This is a genomic window from Burkholderia sp. 22PA0099 (assembly GCF_047497165.1).
Taxonomy (GTDB): Bacteria; Pseudomonadota; Gammaproteobacteria; order Burkholderiales; family Burkholderiaceae; genus Burkholderia.
On record NZ_CP163164.1, the window covers coordinates 1019424 to 1035999 of the forward strand.

The 16576-nt window shown below is 60.7% G+C and carries 13 protein-coding genes; 10 read left to right on the top strand and 3 right to left on the bottom strand.

Annotated features, from left to right (window positions below; genetic code table 11):
* Window positions 1–35: 35 nt before the first annotated feature.
* The 3 genes from AB4851_RS04465 to folE2 all read left to right on the top strand — a co-directional run bounded on the left by AB4851_RS04465 (window position 36) and on the right by folE2 (window position 3675).
* Window positions 36–1187 (top strand): diguanylate cyclase domain-containing protein, encoded by a 1152-nt coding sequence (locus AB4851_RS04465; protein ID WP_414448603.1) that lies wholly within the window; start codon window positions 36–38, stop codon window positions 1185–1187.
* 311 nt (window positions 1188–1498) lie between these two features.
* Window positions 1499–2716: a zinc metallochaperone GTPase ZigA gene (gene zigA / locus AB4851_RS04470; protein ID WP_414448604.1), complete on the top strand. Its 1218-nt coding sequence runs from the start codon at window positions 1499–1501 to the stop codon at window positions 2714–2716.
* 59 nt (window positions 2717–2775) lie between these two features.
* Window positions 2776–3675, top strand: a complete 900-nt coding sequence (folE2, locus tag AB4851_RS04475; RefSeq protein WP_414448605.1) for a GTP cyclohydrolase FolE2 — start codon at window positions 2776–2778, stop codon at window positions 3673–3675.
* Between the two features lie 30 nt (window positions 3676–3705).
* On the opposite strand, the gene AB4851_RS04480 is transcribed toward folE2, so the two are convergent.
* Both AB4851_RS04480 and AB4851_RS04485 read right to left on the bottom strand, forming a co-directional pair.
* Entirely contained in the window at window positions 3706–4809 is a 1104-nt protein-coding gene (locus tag AB4851_RS04480) for a GlxA family transcriptional regulator (protein ID WP_414448606.1), read from the bottom strand.
* A gap of 109 nt (window positions 4810–4918) precedes the next feature.
* Window positions 4919–5281: a winged helix-turn-helix transcriptional regulator gene (locus tag AB4851_RS04485; protein WP_414448607.1), complete on the bottom strand. Its 363-nt coding sequence runs from the start codon at window positions 5279–5281 to the stop codon at window positions 4919–4921.
* 101 nt (window positions 5282–5382) lie between these two features.
* On the opposite strand from AB4851_RS04485, the gene AB4851_RS04490 reads away from it, so the two are divergent.
* From AB4851_RS04490 to AB4851_RS04500, 3 genes are all read left to right on the top strand, one after another.
* Window positions 5383–6318 carry an NmrA/HSCARG family protein gene (locus AB4851_RS04490; protein WP_414448608.1) on the top strand — a complete coding sequence of 312 codons (936 nt, stop codon included), beginning with the start codon at window positions 5383–5385 and terminating at the stop codon, window positions 6316–6318.
* 325 nt (window positions 6319–6643) lie between these two features.
* Window positions 6644–8152 carry a class I SAM-dependent methyltransferase gene (locus AB4851_RS04495; RefSeq protein ID WP_414448609.1) on the top strand — a complete coding sequence of 503 codons (1509 nt, stop codon included), beginning with the start codon at window positions 6644–6646 and terminating at the stop codon, window positions 8150–8152.
* A 332-nt stretch (window positions 8153–8484) separates the two neighbouring features.
* The gene (locus tag AB4851_RS04500) at window positions 8485–9636 is read left to right on the top strand and encodes a porin (RefSeq protein ID WP_414448610.1); all 1152 of its coding nucleotides are present in this window, start codon (window positions 8485–8487) and stop codon (window positions 9634–9636) included.
* Between the two features lie 599 nt (window positions 9637–10235).
* Here the strand turns inward: AB4851_RS04500 and AB4851_RS04505 are convergent.
* Complete coding sequence (locus AB4851_RS04505) at window positions 10236–12119, bottom strand: DUF3857 domain-containing protein (RefSeq protein ID WP_414448611.1); 1884 nt, start codon at window positions 12117–12119, stop codon at window positions 10236–10238.
* Between the two features lie 770 nt (window positions 12120–12889).
* Here AB4851_RS04505 and AB4851_RS04510 point away from each other — a divergent pair.
* From AB4851_RS04510 to AB4851_RS04525, 4 genes are all read left to right on the top strand, one after another.
* Complete coding sequence (locus AB4851_RS04510; RefSeq protein ID WP_414448612.1) at window positions 12890–13123, top strand: hypothetical protein; 234 nt, start codon at window positions 12890–12892, stop codon at window positions 13121–13123.
* A gap of 666 nt (window positions 13124–13789) precedes the next feature.
* Window positions 13790–14209, top strand: coding sequence for a hypothetical protein (locus AB4851_RS04515; protein WP_414448613.1), 420 nt, complete (start codon window positions 13790–13792; stop codon window positions 14207–14209).
* A 155-nt stretch (window positions 14210–14364) separates the two neighbouring features.
* The gene (locus tag AB4851_RS04520; protein WP_414448614.1) at window positions 14365–16065 is read left to right on the top strand and encodes a hypothetical protein; all 1701 of its coding nucleotides are present in this window, start codon (window positions 14365–14367) and stop codon (window positions 16063–16065) included.
* Window positions 16055–16576: a toxin-activating lysine-acyltransferase gene (locus tag AB4851_RS04525; protein ID WP_414448615.1), complete on the top strand. Its 522-nt coding sequence runs from the start codon at window positions 16055–16057 to the stop codon at window positions 16574–16576. Before AB4851_RS04520 ends, AB4851_RS04525 begins: the two co-directional genes overlap by 11 nt.

Here is a 16576-nt window from a genome sequence, read left to right on the forward strand (position 1 = left end):
CCAGCGAAGCACCGCCCCGGGCCTACACGTCAGTCATGCACGTCGACCTTCTTACCCTATATTTCCTCGCGATCGGAACGTTATTCGCCAGTGCCGGCCTGACGTTCTGGGAACACGCGTCACACCCCAAGCGCAGCAAGGCATTGCGGATCCTGGCAGCGGGGTACGCGACGCTCGGCGCGGGATGTGTGATCGTGCTCGCGCGCACCGCGCTGCCGGGCGTGCTGGGGGCGGCCATCAGCAATCTCATCCTGCTCGGCGGCTATCTGCTGATCCTGGGTGGCGTGGCGGCCCTGAGCGGGCGCAAGGTGCTGCGGCTCTCGGTCGGCCTGCTGCTGCTCGACGCGCTGGCCTGGCTGATCGTCGGCGCGCACTGGCCGCAGGCGATGTGGTTCTACATCAGCGCCGGCCCGATCGCCCTGGCCAGCGCGCTGACCGCGCGCGAACTGCTGCGCAGCGCCAGCCTGAAGGCATTCCAGACGCGCCGCATCGCGATCGTGGTCACGAGCCTGCACGCGCTGCTGTACGCGGCCCGCATGCTCCTGCTGCCGATGCTGGCCGAACGCTACGGCTCGCCGCTGGTGCTGCTGGCCAGCCAGATCACGATGTACGAAGGCGTGCTCTATTCGGTAATCCTGCCGATGACGCTGCTGCGGCTGGTGCGCGAGGAAACCCACAGCCGCCTGCTGCGCGAGGCCCAAACCGATTACCTGACCCGCCTCGGCAACCGCCGCTGGTTCTTCGAGGAAGGCGCGCTGGCGATCCGCAAGGCGGAGGGCAAGCAGCCGTTCGCCGTGCTGGCGCTCGATCTCGACCAATTCAAGAGCATCAATGACCGCTTCGGCCACAAGGCCGGCGACGACGTCCTGAAGTCGTTCGCCGCGGTCGCCCGCGCGGTGCTCGGGCCGGACACGATCCTGGCGCGGATCGGCGGCGAGGAGTTCGCGGTGCTGTTGTCGGGCTACGATGCCCGGCGCGCCCACGATCTCGGCGATTTCATCGCGCAACGCTTCGCCGCCGAGGTCACCGTCAATCGCGACGGCACGCCGATCCAGGCGACGGTCAGCGTGGGCCTGGCGCGCTACGAGCACGACGTGCCGCCGCTCGTCGACATGCTGGCCGCCGCCGACGCGGCGCTCTACACGGCCAAGTCGCTCGGCGGCAACCGGCTGGTGCGCGCGGCCTGACGGCTGACGGCGGCTGACGGCGCGCCGCCGCGTGCGTCGCTCGATATGTGATCGGATCGAACATCGCGCGGGCCGCCGGCGCATCCCTACCGGGTCGAACCGCTCGCGCGCAGGCGCGGCGAACCAGCGACAAACGGCATTCACCGTTGCCCGCCCGGCTCCCGCCGCCACCCGCCCCCGCCATTCCCCCTCGTCGAAACTCCGCGCACGCACCGAGATGATATAACGTATCATTTCGATCACCCGGCGCCGGATCGTCCCGTGACCGGCAACCCGGCCCGCCGCATCGCGCCTTTCCCCGAGATACCACGATGAGTCAAGACACCCTCACGTCCTCCCCGCCCGCCCGGCTGCCGGTCACGATCCTGTCCGGCTTTCTGGGCGCGGGCAAGACCACGCTGCTGAACCACATCCTCAACAACCGCGAAGGCCGGCGCGTCGCGGTGATCGTCAACGACATGTCGGAGGTCAACATCGACGCGGCGTTGGTGCGCGAAGGCGGCGCCGAGCTGTCGCGCACCGACGAGAAACTGGTCGAGATGAGCAACGGCTGCATCTGCTGCACGCTGCGCGAGGATTTGCTGCAAGAGGTGGACCGTCTCGCGCAGGAAGGCCGCTTCGACCAGATCGTGATCGAATCGACGGGCATCTCCGAGCCGCTGCCGGTGGCCGAAACGTTCACGTTCGAGGGCGAGGACGGCCGCTGTCTCAACGAAAGCGCCCAGCTCGACACGATGGTGACGGTGGTGGACGGCTACAACTTCCTGCGCGACTACAGCTCGCGCGACAGCCTGCAGTCGCGCGGCGAATCGCTCGGCGAGGAAGACCGCCGCACGGTGGTCGACCTGCTGATCGAGCAGATCGAGTTCTGCGACGTGATCGTGCTGAACAAGATCGACCTGCTCGAAGGCGACGACCGCGAACGGCTGACGGCGATCCTGCGCGGCCTCAACCCGCGCGCGCGCATCGAGGCGGCCGAGTTCGGCAAGGTGCCGCTCGACCGCGTGCTCGGCACCGGGCTGTTCGATTTCGACGAGGCGTCGAAGGCGCCCGGCTGGCTGCAGGAAATGCGCGGCATGCACCGCCCCGAAACCGACGAATACGGCATCGGCAGCTTCGTCTACCGCGCGCGCCGCCCGTTCCATCCGCAGCGCTTCCACGCGCTGGTGGAAAGCGAATGGCCCGGTGTGGTGCGCTCGAAGGGCTTCTTCTGGCTGGCCAGCCATCCGACGCTGGCCGGCAACTGGTCGCAGGCCGGCGCGGTGGCGCGTCATGGCCCGGCCGGCTACTGGTGGGCCGCCGTGCCCGACGAACGCTGGCCGGACGACCCCGAAGCCGTCGCGCTGATCCGCGCGAAATGGGACGACCGCGTGGGCGACGCGCGCCAGGAAATCGTGCTGATCGGCATGGAGATGGACGAGGCCGCGCTGCGCGCCCGCTTCGACGCCTGCCTGCTGACCGACGCGGAAATGGCGCAAGGCCCGCAAGCCTGGGCCGCCTGGCCCAGCCCGTTTTCCGATTGGCCCTGACTTGAACGCGCGCCCCATGCCGTGAGCCGGTGGGGCCGCCCCACCCTTTGGTTCTCCGTATGAACGAAGCGCTTCCCGACGTCTCCCTGACCGACCTCGCCCCCAACCTCGGCCCGCTCGACTGGGTGGGCATGCGCGGCATCGATGTGCCCGTCACGCTCGACGAACCCGGTTACCGGCGCACGCTGCATGCGCGCGCCGATCTGCAGGTCGATCTGCCCGCCCCGCACGTGAAGGGCATCCACATGTCGCGCCTGTACCGGCTGCTCGACGAACACGCCGAGGCCGGCCCGCTCTCGCCGGCCGGCCTGCGGCGGCTGCTCGAGGCGATGATCGACAGCCATCGGGACTGCGAAACACGCAACGCGCGGCTGCGCCTGCATGCCGAATTGCTGACGCGCCGCCCGGCGCTCGTCACCGAAGGGCTGTCGGGCTGGAAATCGTATCCGGTGCGCATCGATGCGGAACTGGCCGGTGGACGCTTCGCATTGCGAAGCGAAGTGACGGTGGGCTATTCGTCGACCTGCCCGTGCTCGGCCGCGCTGTCGCGGCAACTGATCGAACAGGGCTTCCAGCAGGCGTTCGAAGGGCAGGCGACGGTGGACCCCGCCACCGTGAGTGCCTGGCTGCGCCGCCACGCGACGCTCGCCACGCCGCACAGCCAGCGCAGCGAGGCCCGCGTCTCGGTCGGCACCGACCGCGATGCGCCCAAGCTCGGCCTGCTCGCGCTGATCGAGCGCATCGAGGCGGCCGTCGGCACGCCGGTGCAGACGGCCGTGAAGCGCGCCGACGAGCAGGCCTTCGCGGCGCTCAACGGCGGCAACCTGATGTTCGTGGAAGATGCCGCGCGCCGGATCCAGGCCGCGTTGCACGACCAGGACGATGCGCGTGTGCAGGTCCGGCATCTGGAAAGCCTGCATCCGCACGACGCGGTGGCGTGGTCCGCGCCGTCGCGATAGAAGGCAGCGGGGGCACGCACCGAGCCGCGCTCAATAGAATTCGATCCGATCCGGATAGACATCGCGCCAGTCGTGCGCGGCCGGCGCATCCCCGGCGTCCCGCGCCCGTTGCGTGCCCTGCGCACGGTAGCGCACCGGCGGCAGCCCGAAATGCGCGCGGAATTCGCGGCTCAGGTGCGAGCCGCTCGGGAAGCCGCAACGCACCGCGATGTCGGCGACCGGCTTGTCGGTACGCGCCAGCAGCCACGCGGCGAACTGCAGGCGCATCTGCTTGCAGTAGGCGCGCGGCCCCATGCCGGTGGATTCCTTGAACAGCCGTTCGAGATGGCGCACCGACAGGTCGAGCCGCTCGGCCAGTTGCGCCGGCGAAATGCCGGTGGCGATGTGCTGCTCGATGATCAGCGCGGCGCGCCGGACCTTCGGATGGCAACGCTCCGGCAAGCGGCCGCCGGGCGCCTGCGGCGCGTTGCCGTCGTCGGGGTGCGCGATCTGCAGGATGCGCAGCGCCTTGTCCACCACGAACGCGTCCACATGCCGGCGCAGGATCGTCGCGGCCACGTCGGCCGACGCGCGCCCGCCCGCGCAGGTGATGCGATTGCCGTCGGCCACGAACAGGCGGTCCGACACGATCTGCTGCGGATCGAGCGACGGAAACGCTTCGAGCAGATCCTGCGCGTGAAACCAGCTCACGCAGATCTTTCGCCCGTCGAGCAGCCCGGCTTCGAGCATCGCGAAGCTGCCGGTGCACAGCCCCACCACGGTCGCGCCGCGCCCGGCGCAGCGCGCGAGAAACGCCAGCGTGGCGCGCGAGGCGCGATTGCGCCCGCCGAGCAGGCCGCCCACCACCACCACGTAGTCGTAATCGGGTTGCTCGCCGAACCCGCCGTCGGGCACGATCTGCGCACCGCAACTGGCGCGCACCGGGCCGGCCTGCTCGGTCAGCAAGGTCCAGTCGCAGCGCACCCGGCCGCTGCGGTCGCCCGAATCGCTGACGAGGCGCAGCACGTCGACGAACGCCGCGAACGCGACGAGCGTGAAATCGTTCAGCAGAACGAAGGCAAACCGACACTTGCCGGCACGCGGGCCGGCCTCGACGGCGGGCGTGGCATCGCGGGAGGAAACGGACAAATCCATGACAGAGATCGTGCTCGCGAGATCCGGACCATCGCACTCGATCGTCCGGATGTTGAAGGCGCCATGACGGCCCCGGGGATCATACGCCCGCAACCGGGCGCCCGGCCGCCTACCCGCCCCCTTGCGCGGCGAACGCCTGCCGCGCCGCCATCACCGCCTCGCGGTGCGCCACCGTCCAGCCGAGGATCGCCTGCAGATGCGGCTCCAGCGAGCGCCCGAGCGGCGAGATTGCATAGGACACCGCAACAGGCGCCGTGCTGACCACCGTGCGCGTGATGAAGCCGTTCGCTTCCAAACGGCGCAGGCACTGCGTCAGCGCCTTCTGCGTGATGCCCTCGTTGGCGCGGCGCAGCGCGTTGAAACGCATCGGCCCGGCGCACAGGCAGCCGAGCACCAGCAGCGTCCATTTGCTGGTGATCTCCTCCAGCACGAGGCGGTTCAGTTCGAGGTCTTCCGGGGACAGCGAGGCCATGGGCGGGATACTCCGGGCTACCAGGTAGCCTTCAGGTGCGTAATTGCGTTCAGGTATCAAATGTATACCATCAACGACCTCTGACACTGAGGAATACGAAGATGGCAATCGATCGGGAACGCACGCACGGCGTCGTGCTGGTATTCGGCGCGACGGGGCAGCAAGGCGGCGCGGTGGCCGCCGCGCTGAAGGAACAGGGTTGGGCGGTGCGCGCGTTCGTGCGCGATCCGCAGGCGGACAAGGCGCGTGCGCTGGCTGCGCGCGGCATCGAGCTGGTGCGCGGCGATTTCGCCGATCTCGAATCGATCAGGACTGCCATGCAGGGCGCGTACGGCGTGTTCAGCGTGCAGCCGAGTTCGGGGCAAGGCGCGGCCTATAACGTGAGCGACGAGCAGGAAGTGCGCTACGGCACGACCATCGCCGATCTCGCCGTGGAAGCGGGCGTGCAGCACCTCGTCTACACCTCGGTCAACGCGGCCGGCCCCGAGAAAACCGGCATGGGGCACTTCGACAGCAAGTCGGCCATCGAGGCGCACATTCGCGGCCTCGCGCTGACCAGCACGATCGTGCGCCCGGCCGGTTTCATGGAACTGCTGATGCTGCCCGGCATGGGTCTCGATCAGGATGCCTACACGTTTTTCCTGCGGCCGGGCCAGGCCGGTCAGACGATCGCCGCGCAGGACATCGGCCGGATCGTCGCGAAGATCTTCGCCGCGCCGGCGCGCTTCGCGGGCCGCACGCTCGAAATCGCCGGCGACCAGCTGACGGCCGAAAGCCTGCAGGCGAGCCTGAGCCGCGCCGCCGGGCGGCCGATCCGCTACGCGCGCTTTCCCGACAGCCTGCTCGCCCAGAACCCGTTCCTGGGCCGCCTCGCCGAATTGTTCGACGACGGGCGGCTGGCCGGGCGCGCCGATATCCCCGCGCTCGAACAGGAGTTCGGCCCGCTGCTCGACTTCGACGCGTGGCTGGCCGGGCCGGGCAAGCCGCTGTTCGAGGCGGCGCTCGCCGCGGACGCGGCGCAGATCGCGCTGCGTTGAACGCGGCGCACGCCTCGGCCAGCCACCTCGGCCGCCCGGCTTCACGGCCGTCAGGTAAGCGACGCGTTCCGCCGACACCATCCGCCCCGCCTCCACCTGCGGCCGCAGGATCTGCTCGAAGAAGCGCCGCTCGTTCGGCGTGAATTGCGTGTATAGACGCGCCCGCCTTATGACAAGCTGAAGGCCCACCGCCATGGCGCGGATTCGCGCGGAAATCCACACCCTCGCAACGCCGATGGACAAGCCGCCCCGCGCCGTGAGAGGCTTCGGCTCACGCCGGCCCGGCCCTGGCGCCGGGTGCGCCTTCAGGGAAGCGGAACGGATCGTGAGCGATTGGACAGCCGGCAACATCGACGGGATTGCCTACACCTACGGCTATTGCGATGAACTGAATCCGCTGCGCCTGCCCCTGCCGTTGCTGCAATCGGGCTTCGCGCCGCCCACGGTGCGCACCGCCTGCGAACTGGGCTATGGCCACGGCGTCAGCGTCAACCTGCACGCGGCCGGCTCCGACAGCCGCTGGTTCGGCACCGATTTCAACGCCGCGCACGCGCGCTTCGCGCAGCAACTCGCGCAGCAGGCCGGCTCGCAGGCCACGTTGTGCGCCGACAGCTTCGCGGCGTTCTGCGCGCGCGACGATCTGCCGAACTTCGACTTCATCGGCCTGCACGGCATCTGGAGCTGGGTGGCCGACGAGCATCGCGCCTGCCTCGCCGAGTTCATCGAACGCAAGCTCAACCACGGTGGCGTGGTGTACGTCAGCTACAACACCGAGCCGGGCTGGGCCGCGATGCTGCCGGTGCGCGAATTGCTGCGCAGCCATTTTCACGCCGGAGCGCAACATGCATCGCCCGGCGAGGCGTCGGACGAAACACGCGCGTTGTCGCAGGTCGCCCAATCGGTGGCGTTCCTCCAGCGCGTGATGGCCGCGCAACCCGGCTATGCGCAAGCGAACCCGCAACTGGCCGCGCGCATCGATGCGCTGTCCGACGACGATGCGCACTACCTTGCCCACGAGTATTTCAATCGCGACTGGCAGCCGCTGACGTTCTCGCAAGTGGCCGCCACGTTCGGTGCGTGCGGCCTGCGTTATGCGGGCTCGGCCGATTATCGCGATCACGTCGACGAGATCAACCTGACGCCCGCGCAACGCGCGTTGCTGACGGAGATCGACGACCCCGTCGTGCGCGAGACGACGCGCGATTTCTGCACGCTGCGCTCGATGCGTCGCGATTACTGGATCAAGGGCGCGCCGGCGCTCGGCGCGGAAGCACGCGAGGCCGCGCTGCGCGCGCAACGCGTGATGCTGGCACTGCCGCGCGAAGCCGTGCAGTTGAAGGTGCGCGGCGCGCTCGGCGAGGCTGCATTGCCAGTAGCCACTTACGGGCCGATCCTCGATGCGTTGGCCGGCCATCGCCCCACGAGCCTCGCCGAGATCGAACGGCACGCGCACGGGCTGACGTTCGATGGTGTGGTCAAGGCCGTCACGTTGCTGGTAGGCAGCGGCGTGTTGCTGAACGTTCAGGATGACGCACGAATTGCCGCCGCGCGGAGCACATCGGCCCAACTGAACGCCGCCATCTGCGAACAGGCGCCGCAACGCGGCGACGTGCAGTTCCTGGTCAGCCCGGTGTCCGGGTCGGGCGTGCGGGTGCCGCGCGTGGCGCAATTGTTCCTGCTGGCGCGGCAGCGCGGTTTCAGCGAACCGACGCAATGGGCCGCGTTTGCCGAAGCGGCGCTCGATGGGCAGGAGAGCAGTCAGGCACTGCAAGAGAAAGCGCAACGCTTCGCCGACATGCATGTGCCGATATTGCAGGCGCTGGGTATCGCCTGAATGGCATTAACGTGACGAATTTCAGCCACACGCCATCTGGAATTGAGAATTGCAATTAGCTGAATGACGTAGCGCGCTTTAAAAGCGATCGCGTCTCGCCGGCCTGCAATTCACAGCTTGAAACTCGCAGATCCATTTGAATGACAAGGATATTTTCAGCACCTCTCGCACCTGATTTCCATATCACGCGAGCGCATATCCTTATCCATTCCATCCTGCAATCCATACCCGAACTTCATTCATTTGGACTCCCGAAGCCTGACGTTGGGAATCGAATTTCACGTCTTTAGCATCCGTTTTCACCTCACACGCTAAAGCGACAATTCATCCAGATGTTCAAAAAAATCATTCAGACCGGGGTGCTCCTCGCGGGCTTCGTCTCGCCATTCGCGCATGCACAAAGCTCGGTCACGCTCTACGGCCTGATCGATGCGGGCCTCATGTACACCAACAACGTTGCCAAGAGCGGGCAACACGGCGCGCTGCTGCAAGCCACCAGCGGCAACATCAACGGCAGCCGCTTCGGCGTGCGCGGCAGCGAGGATCTCGGCAACGGCTACCGCGCCGTGTTCGTGCTGGAAAACGGCTTCAACCTCCAGAACGGCAAGCTCGGCCAGGACAATCGCCTGTTCGGCCGCGAAGCCTATGTCGGCATTCGCACGCCGAACGCAGGCTTCGCCGCGCTTGGCCGTCAATACGATTCGGTGGTGGATTACGTGGCGCCGCTGTCGGCAGAATCGGGCTCGTTCGGCAAATCGAGCTTCGCGCACCCGTACGACAACGACAACATGGCCGACTTGCTACGCTTCAGCAACGCCGTCAAATACACCAGCCCGAATTTCTCGGGGCTGCAGTTCGGCGGCCTCTATGCGTTTTCGAACAGCACCGGCTTCAGCGCGAACCGCGCGTGGAGCGCGGGCGCGCGCTATGCGAACGGGCCGCTCTCGCTGGCGGCCGGCTATTTGCAGATGGACGGCACCAACAGCACGAACACGGCCGGCGCGTTGGACACCGCCGAATCGAGCGCGAACGGCGTGGCCGGCTTCCAGCTCGCCGCGCGCGTGCAGCGCGTGGTGGCGGGCGCGGCGCGCTATCAGGCCGGCGCCGGTTCCGTTGCGTTCGTCTATTCGCACAGCCAGTTCGAAGGCAGCCAGGCGTTCGGTTCCTCGAACGGCCAGGTCAGTTTCGACAACTACGAGTTGAACGGCCGCTACCGGCTCGCGCACCATCTCGATCTGGGGCTGGCCTATGTGTTCACGGCCGGGCACGTGACACGCTCGGCGTCCTACGGCAGTTCGCCGAAATGGCAGCAGATCGACACGCAGTTGGTCTATTCGCTGTCGCGGCGCACCGACGTGTATCTCGAAGGGATTTATCAGCGTGTGAGCGGGCACCATTACGTGGCGTTGATCGATACGGCGGGTGGCGCATCGGGTTCGGCCACGCAGGTGGTGGCGACTGTCGGGCTGCGTACGCGGTTCTGAGGAGAGCGATGCGTGCGATGCGACCGGCATGATGCACAATCGCACCGCACCCGCTCATAGGCTTGTTTTTGAACGTTGCAACTGACGGTAGAACTCATCTTCCAGCATGTTGCGCATCCATACCTTAACCAACCCGGTGCTCGGGGTGACTACACCGTCAACCGTTGTACGACGCGTGTAGCTTCCCCATGTAAAGAATGCGACAAGAGCGATAGTCGAGCACGTGGAAAAGTGGTCAGTATGCCGAATGACATGGGCCGGATCAATACGATCTTGCCGATCATTGGAGCCTGCTGCGTTTTCCGGGCTTCTTCGCGAAATAGCGTCACGGTGGTGGCCTAGTCCGATCGATTTAACGTGTATGCGCATGGCGACCTCGCCCTCAACGGCAGCGTTATGGCGCACCTACGAGAGCCCTGACTAAAGACCAAGTTCGTGCGCCTGAGCGCCTTGCGGCAAAGGTTTCCGGCGCTTGCCGATGATTAAGTCAATGCGCCATGTTGGACGATGTGTTGAATATTTCTTGTCAACAAAAAAGATTCAATTGTCATCATGAAAGGGGGCCGTGCAAAACGGGAACTCACTGTAACCCCCTATTTTCAATAGACGATTTGCGTTCGCAAGTCGCGCTTGACCAGCAGCGCGAACTTGCGGAACGCCGGGTAATCGACAGGCTCGATCAGTGGGCCCGAAGGCTGCAACAGCAGTTCGCGCGTGACGGTCACGACATCGCGGTCGGCACGATAGCTGGCCTTGTAACTTCCCAGCGGCGAGTTCAGAGAGACCGCCGTCGGTAGGCGCGGAACCCGTACACCGGCCGGCAAGGTGAGGACGGTGGTCTCGATCACGTGTCTTGCCGGCACCGCGATCGGGAACTGCCGCGACTCCGGGCCGGCGGATTCAAACGTCGCAGAGATGTCATTGAAGCTGCCAAGGCCTGCCGGAACCGGGATCGCGCCCGGCCCCGGTAGCAGCGCGTACTCGGGCAGGCGGAACTCCGAGCTATAGACGAAGGGCTTGGTGAGATCTCGCACGGCGGTGTAATGATAAGTGCCGGTGCCGTCCTGCCCTGTCAGGGCGAGTATGCGCTCCGCGACCTGAGTCTCCATGCCCGGCGGCAGCGAGGCGAATACACTGCGCGCCTTGAGGTCGAACACGCCTTCGCTGTCGATCTGGCTACTGCCCTGTAGCGTGCCGTCAGCCTCCATCCCGATACGCCGGGTCACGCGCACCATGTCGCGGGCCGGATCGCCGAGCGGCAGCGTGCGCAGACCGCCCGCCCGCTTGTCGGCGCCGGCCACCAGGCCACGCTTGCCGAGTTCGGACGACGGTAGCACGCCGAAGCGCGCCAGCATGGCGGTCGAATCGACATACAAGTCGAACTCGGGGATATAGGTGATCGCGTGATTGAATACGCCAAGCGGCAGCGCGACCTTTGGCACCCAGTAGATGTTGTCGCTGTTGACTAGCACTGGCTGGCTGGCGATTCCCTTGGCGGCCAGCAGGGCCTCGAGCAGGCTCACGTGATCCTTGCAATCGCCGTAGGCAGTAGCCACGACCGCATCGGCGTCGCGCGGCACCACCCCACCCAGGCCGAGATAAAGCGCCACATAGCGGATATGTGTGCTGACCCAGTTGTAGATAATCTCGGCCTGATGACGCCGGTTGCTCACGCCTGCCGTCAGCGAATCGGCCAGGGCCTGCACGTTCGGCGTGACGGCCGCCTTCGGCATCGCGCGCTGTTGGTATGCTGCGCCGATCGCGGCATAGTCGGCGAAGCTGGTGATCGCCACGCGCGGGCTGCGGTCGAGGCTGGCAGTGGAATACAGTTCTGGCGTGCGCGCCGGCTGCTTCGACAGCGACCAGCGCCAAACCTGAGTGTCGGCCTCGCCACCAGGTTGGCGGCCGCCCGGGAGATCGACCGCGTCGGCCTGCAGTGGCATCGCCATTGGCGCGCGCACCGTCAGATGCATCGATTCGCGCGGCACATTGTCGCTGAATTGCTCAAGCGCCGAGAACTGCCCCGGGAACAGCGGCGTCTTCTGCGTGAGGCGGTAATGCAGCATCAGTTTCGCGCCGACCTCCACCGCCGGGAACACCACCACCTTGAGGCGCTGGTCGACGAACATCGGCGCGCGTGCGCTGGCCGGGCTCTGCTGCTCGCGGATCTGATCTGGGGTTATGTCGATGCGACGGCCATCCTTGGTCAGCGTATAAGCCTCGACAATCTCGAGAGCCTGCAGCGAGGTGCTGTAGCCCAGCGAGGATTCGCCGCCCTCGCGCACGCCCTGCTCGGTGTCGATGCGGTCGAGTTCGATGACGTCCTTGGTATAGCTGCCGTCGGCGTGTACGTCGTAGATGATGTCGTGGGACAGGACGGTCGAATTGGCACGGTATTCGGCGGCATGTACAGTCAGACTTGACGCCGAAAGAATCGACAAGACAAGCTGCGTCATCAGCCGATAAAGGGAAGTGCGAGTCATTGTTGTGTACTTCCAATCACGTTTATTTAATTGAAATCGACAAAGAAAGTCGTGCAATTTAATGGAAAAGTCAATTGGAAGTTATTAATTTTCTTGAAGTACCTACACGAGAAAAAGCGACGATGCGCATAGAAGGCCGATCCTAGCAGGTCGGCGCATCGGCCTCAAGTTTGGCATCATTGGATAACGGTCGGTTGAGATGGATGGTCATCTGAGATGAACATCGCGCGCAAACCTGTAATAATTTACAGCTTGCTTGCTTAGAAAAAAAGCATTATTGCAAAATAACTTGCATTGCTCTCGCTCAATAAAAATTGTTTTATTTTTCTCAAATCGATGCCGATTGACTTCGAAGTATCTATGATTGACTTCGAAGCATCTATTCGTGAACAGAGGGAAGATCGTGGGGCAATTAAAATTGGCAAATCCTTGCGCAGGGTGAGCGAATCGGAAGATCCAAATTCGCGCCTTAGCTAATTTCGCGAGAAAAATAAAAAGTGGTGAGTCAGAATGGCAATTAAGCGACTCATATGACTAAGTTTCATCCTCAAACGAAGCAACCGTTATGAACGAGCGATTAATTGCTTTTCTCGTTTTTTTTGGGGTTGGCGCTGCGATTGTTGTCGCAGTCCTGACCAAATCGAAGATTGTCTCATCGGGGGAGTCGATTCGGAAAAACAAAATCGGTATTATTTTTTTCATGTTGGCTGCGGCATTTGGATGTATCACCGCTACCATATTAAGCAAAATTCACTAAAGGGTGATATTCAATGAGATCCAATATCTGTGTGTTGAGTGATGAGCAAATTGATATGATTTCCGGAGCAGGCGTTGATTGGGGGGAGGTCGGTGCAGGACTCGGTGCGATTGCTCTTGGTGTAGGTGTTGCTGGCACGCCAGTCGGCTGGGTGGGTGCTGCCGGAGCGGCGCTTGCTAGTTTTTATGGGGGCGTCGCTGTAGGCGATGGACTTCAAGGCGGATTTATTGCAAATCAACTTTCGTAACATCTAAATCAAGTAAATTTAATGGCCGCAGGGATTTGTCTCTGTGGTCACTGATATTTAATTAACGTAATTGAACGAGCGAGAGAAATCCGAAAATTGGCTGCGCAATTATAAGTATAACTAGTAGGCGAGATGAATTTATGAGGCCAAGAGTGAGAGAGATGGCGGTGCAAAATCGGATAACGGGATAATTGGAGTTGCCGGGGCCTGAGACAGCGATAATGCTGGTCAAGGAACCGAGTAAATTGCGAAAACGAACCCGACGCGCGCACTCGGCATCGTTTAAAGCGAAAAAGCGACTCTAACGGCTGTCAAATGCGAGCGTACGCTGGTCGAACTGGCGCAGCAGTAGATGTGCACCCGAATCAGATCACAGAGTGGAAACGGCAATTGCAGGAGCGCGCGGCCGACGTGTTCGGTACCGCTGGTCCTGGGTCGAGAAAATTACCTGTAGACGTGAAGGCCCTGTATGCCAAGATCGGCAAGCTTAACCCGGAATATGCTTATTAAAGCAGTGCGCTCACCAAGGCGGGCTTGCTGGGCACAAAACGATGATCGATCGTAGCCGTACTTTGCTGATATAACAGCAAGCAAAACTCGTCGGCATCGCGAGATCGAAGCGCGTGTTACCAGACGCAGCCAGTCAGCGAAACCGATCTATTGCTGATGCAGCAAATCGATGAGCTGTATCTAGCGTTTCCGTTTGCCGAGGCATGGATGCTGGCGCGCCTGTTGCGTCAGGAGGGCGATGAAGTTGGCCGCGCCGCGAGTCGCATGCTGAGACGCACGTGGGCATGGAGCCGCTGTACTGCAAGCCTGATACAAGCCGCCACAATGCGAGGCTCAGATCTGGCCGGCATGAAACTCAACCGGACCAACCAAGTAAATACCGGAGACCTTTTTTGGCGCCCCCCTGGAGGGTGCCTGCAGAGCCTGACGGGAAAAGGCAAGCTGTATGTACGGAGATGGAATATGCCTCGCCAAAGACCAGGTCCGGCAAGTATACAAGTTCGACATAATAGCAAGTCTGACCATTATCTCCATCTTTTTTACACCTTGCTTTGCATCGTGTTGCCCATTTTTTGACAATATCACCACCATTTCAGCCACTAATTTTCACTGAGAGAAGAGGTCTAGAAATCAACTATTGGACCAATGTTTGTGAAAATTTAAAATAGATGGATGTGCTCGAGGGAGTTATGATAAAAAACGATTTTCTGAAATTCAACTGCGATTACCTCATGGTGCCGTTTTCCGCTAAACCAAGCGAGAATTCAGATATTATCGCAAAGCACCCCAAGCTTTATATTTCAGATTCCGAGATAAAAGAAAATTACTCGTACGTTTCAGATGGAGTTAATAAAAAACACAAACCTGAAAAGATATTTTATGCGGAGCGTTATGGCGGTGATGGGATTTCTTTTCATGGGGGAGGGGCTCGGTGTGGGTATGATGGAGAAATTCAAATAAAAGGCATCGGCGTAAATCCTTTAACGAGCCCTTCGGCAGATCCGCACCATCGAAATGGCCGTTGCAGTCTCAAGTCCGCTCTTTCTGAATTTGCTTGGAGCAAGGGGTTAGAGAAGGTTCTTCCATTTGGTACCGTTTGTTGTCTGGCTGTTTTAGCAGTAAACTTCCATTCCGCGAACTCACGTCTAACTCTTAAATCGAATGATCGAGCATTGATTCTGCGAGAGCCGGCTCTTAGGCTGGCGCACTTTGATAGGGCAACATATTTTCGCCCCTCGCACGATAGAGATGCGCATCGATTTTCAGATGTGCGCCGGGTTGAGCAGATGATTAATTTGCTTCCTGAACTTCTGCCGCGGCAGGAATCTGTCTCTATTGATGAATGGAAAACATTGGATTCCCGTGAGAAACTTGAGTCTGGGCTGCAAGAATTTGCTCGTCGAGCCTGCATTCAGGGGGCGTATGCCGGTGCAAATCTGTTGTTACATAATAGTTCGCCGTCAAATATTGCTCTCGACGCACGATGGTTAGATCTTGGTTCAACTGTCTCGCTTCATCCTGATAAAGGATATTCCGAAGAAAACTTCGATATCGCATGGAGTGCATTGCAATGGCAAATGTCACCCATTTATCGGGGAATACTAGGAGTCTGCATTCAAGCGGATAAATATCTATTCCGCGGAGAGAAAATTAGCGGTGGAATTTTTGAGAGAACAATGATTTCCTCGCAAAATATTTTTTCAATCGAACTGACGAGGTATATGCTCGCATTTGCAGGGCTTCCAATGTTTCTGGCTGATGTGATGTGTGGATTTGATGTTTGCCAAGAATGGGCAAAGGGGGTTTCAAAACACATGCGCGACTCTCTTGGGAGTCACGTCATTAATCGCGGTTACATAAAATCAAGGGGGGACTCTTCCGGTTCGCAGTGTTTGAATTTATTTCACTACACTTTTGCCAGGGAGTTTAATGAACCTTGGGTCAGGAACGGGAACATCGGAAGGCATGTCGTCGGGCGACTATCCTCTCTGTTTTCTCAAATACTTGCAATTACAACTGAAAGAGCAGGGGAAATGGGGGTAAGCAAAGAGGCGCTGAGAATCGCAATTTCCATAAATGCAATTCTACGTGCCGGCAATAAAGGCAGATTGGATTTTGATTCATTAAGTGAGTTTTTTTCTAAACTTATTGATGATTGTGAAGAAAATTATAAAAAAAGCATCGAATTTATTCGAGATGGCGTTGATAAAAAAGGGGCCGAAATCGAAAAAAAATTTAGACTCGATATCGTCTCAATGTCGAGTCTAATTGTCGAGCAAGACGATGGCGTGGTGGAGTTGCGTTGGAGGGAGAATATCTTAATAAAAAAAATAGATGGGAATATCGTATGTTGCTTCGATATTTTATCCGACGCTGCTGTCAATATCGGAAAATTAATGGGAAAGTTTGGGTTTCTTTCAAATGAAATTTAAAAATGAAGAGCAAAAAATTGCCATTGAGAAATTGGGATGCTTGATTAAAATCATTGGCTCAAATAAGGTGGCGAGGGTGCGGACTGTTGAGCATGCGCTGCTCAAACTGAAGCCGGCCATAGATCTTGATCAAGTGGAAATTTTTTTTAGAAATGATGAGCCAGTCGGATACGTTGCATGGGGGCTATTGACAAACCGCTCATTAAGTAGTCTGTCAAGTGTAGCGTCTGTATTGCATCCATCGGATTGGAATGAGGGCGACACTCCCTGCATCTTGGACTTGATATTGCCGATTGGATCAATTTATTCTTACAAGCATCAAATTTATGAAATTTTATCGAAATCGAACAATTATTTTGCTTGGTTTCGACAGGGAAGAAGAAATGAGACATTCTTGTTTGTAAAGAAAATCGATGGAGCAACTCTCTATGCCGGAAAATTGAATGAATGGACCGGTCAGCCGTTCGTAGATAGTCCGACTGACCTGCCTACCGATTTTCGGACCAGCTGA

Excerpts from the sequence above, each read along its gene's own strand:
- AB4851_RS04480 (WP_414448606.1), bottom strand. The coding sequence starts at position 4,809 with ATGGATTTGTCCGTTTCCTCCCGCGATGCCACGCCCGCCGTCGAGGCC.
- AB4851_RS04500 (WP_414448610.1), top strand. The coding sequence starts at position 8,485 with ATGTTCAAAAAAATCATTCAGACCGGGGTGCTCCTCGCGGGCTTCGTC.
- AB4851_RS04465 (WP_414448603.1), top strand. The coding sequence starts at position 36 with ATGCACGTCGACCTTCTTACCCTATATTTCCTCGCGATCGGAACGTTA.
- folE2 (WP_414448605.1), top strand. The coding sequence starts at position 2,776 with ATGAACGAAGCGCTTCCCGACGTCTCCCTGACCGACCTCGCCCCCAAC.
- AB4851_RS04505 (WP_414448611.1), bottom strand. The coding sequence starts at position 12,119 with ATGACTCGCACTTCCCTTTATCGGCTGATGACGCAGCTTGTCTTGTCG.
- AB4851_RS04485 (WP_414448607.1), bottom strand. The coding sequence starts at position 5,281 with ATGGCCTCGCTGTCCCCGGAAGACCTCGAACTGAACCGCCTCGTGCTG.
- AB4851_RS04490 (WP_414448608.1), top strand. The coding sequence starts at position 5,383 with ATGGCAATCGATCGGGAACGCACGCACGGCGTCGTGCTGGTATTCGGC.
- AB4851_RS04520 (WP_414448614.1), top strand. The coding sequence starts at position 14,365 with ATGGTGCCGTTTTCCGCTAAACCAAGCGAGAATTCAGATATTATCGCA.
- AB4851_RS04515 (WP_414448613.1), top strand. The coding sequence starts at position 13,790 with ATGCAGCAAATCGATGAGCTGTATCTAGCGTTTCCGTTTGCCGAGGCA.
- zigA (WP_414448604.1), top strand. The coding sequence starts at position 1,499 with ATGAGTCAAGACACCCTCACGTCCTCCCCGCCCGCCCGGCTGCCGGTC.
- AB4851_RS04510 (WP_414448612.1), top strand. The coding sequence starts at position 12,890 with ATGAGATCCAATATCTGTGTGTTGAGTGATGAGCAAATTGATATGATT.
- AB4851_RS04525 (WP_414448615.1), top strand. The coding sequence starts at position 16,055 with ATGAAATTTAAAAATGAAGAGCAAAAAATTGCCATTGAGAAATTGGGA.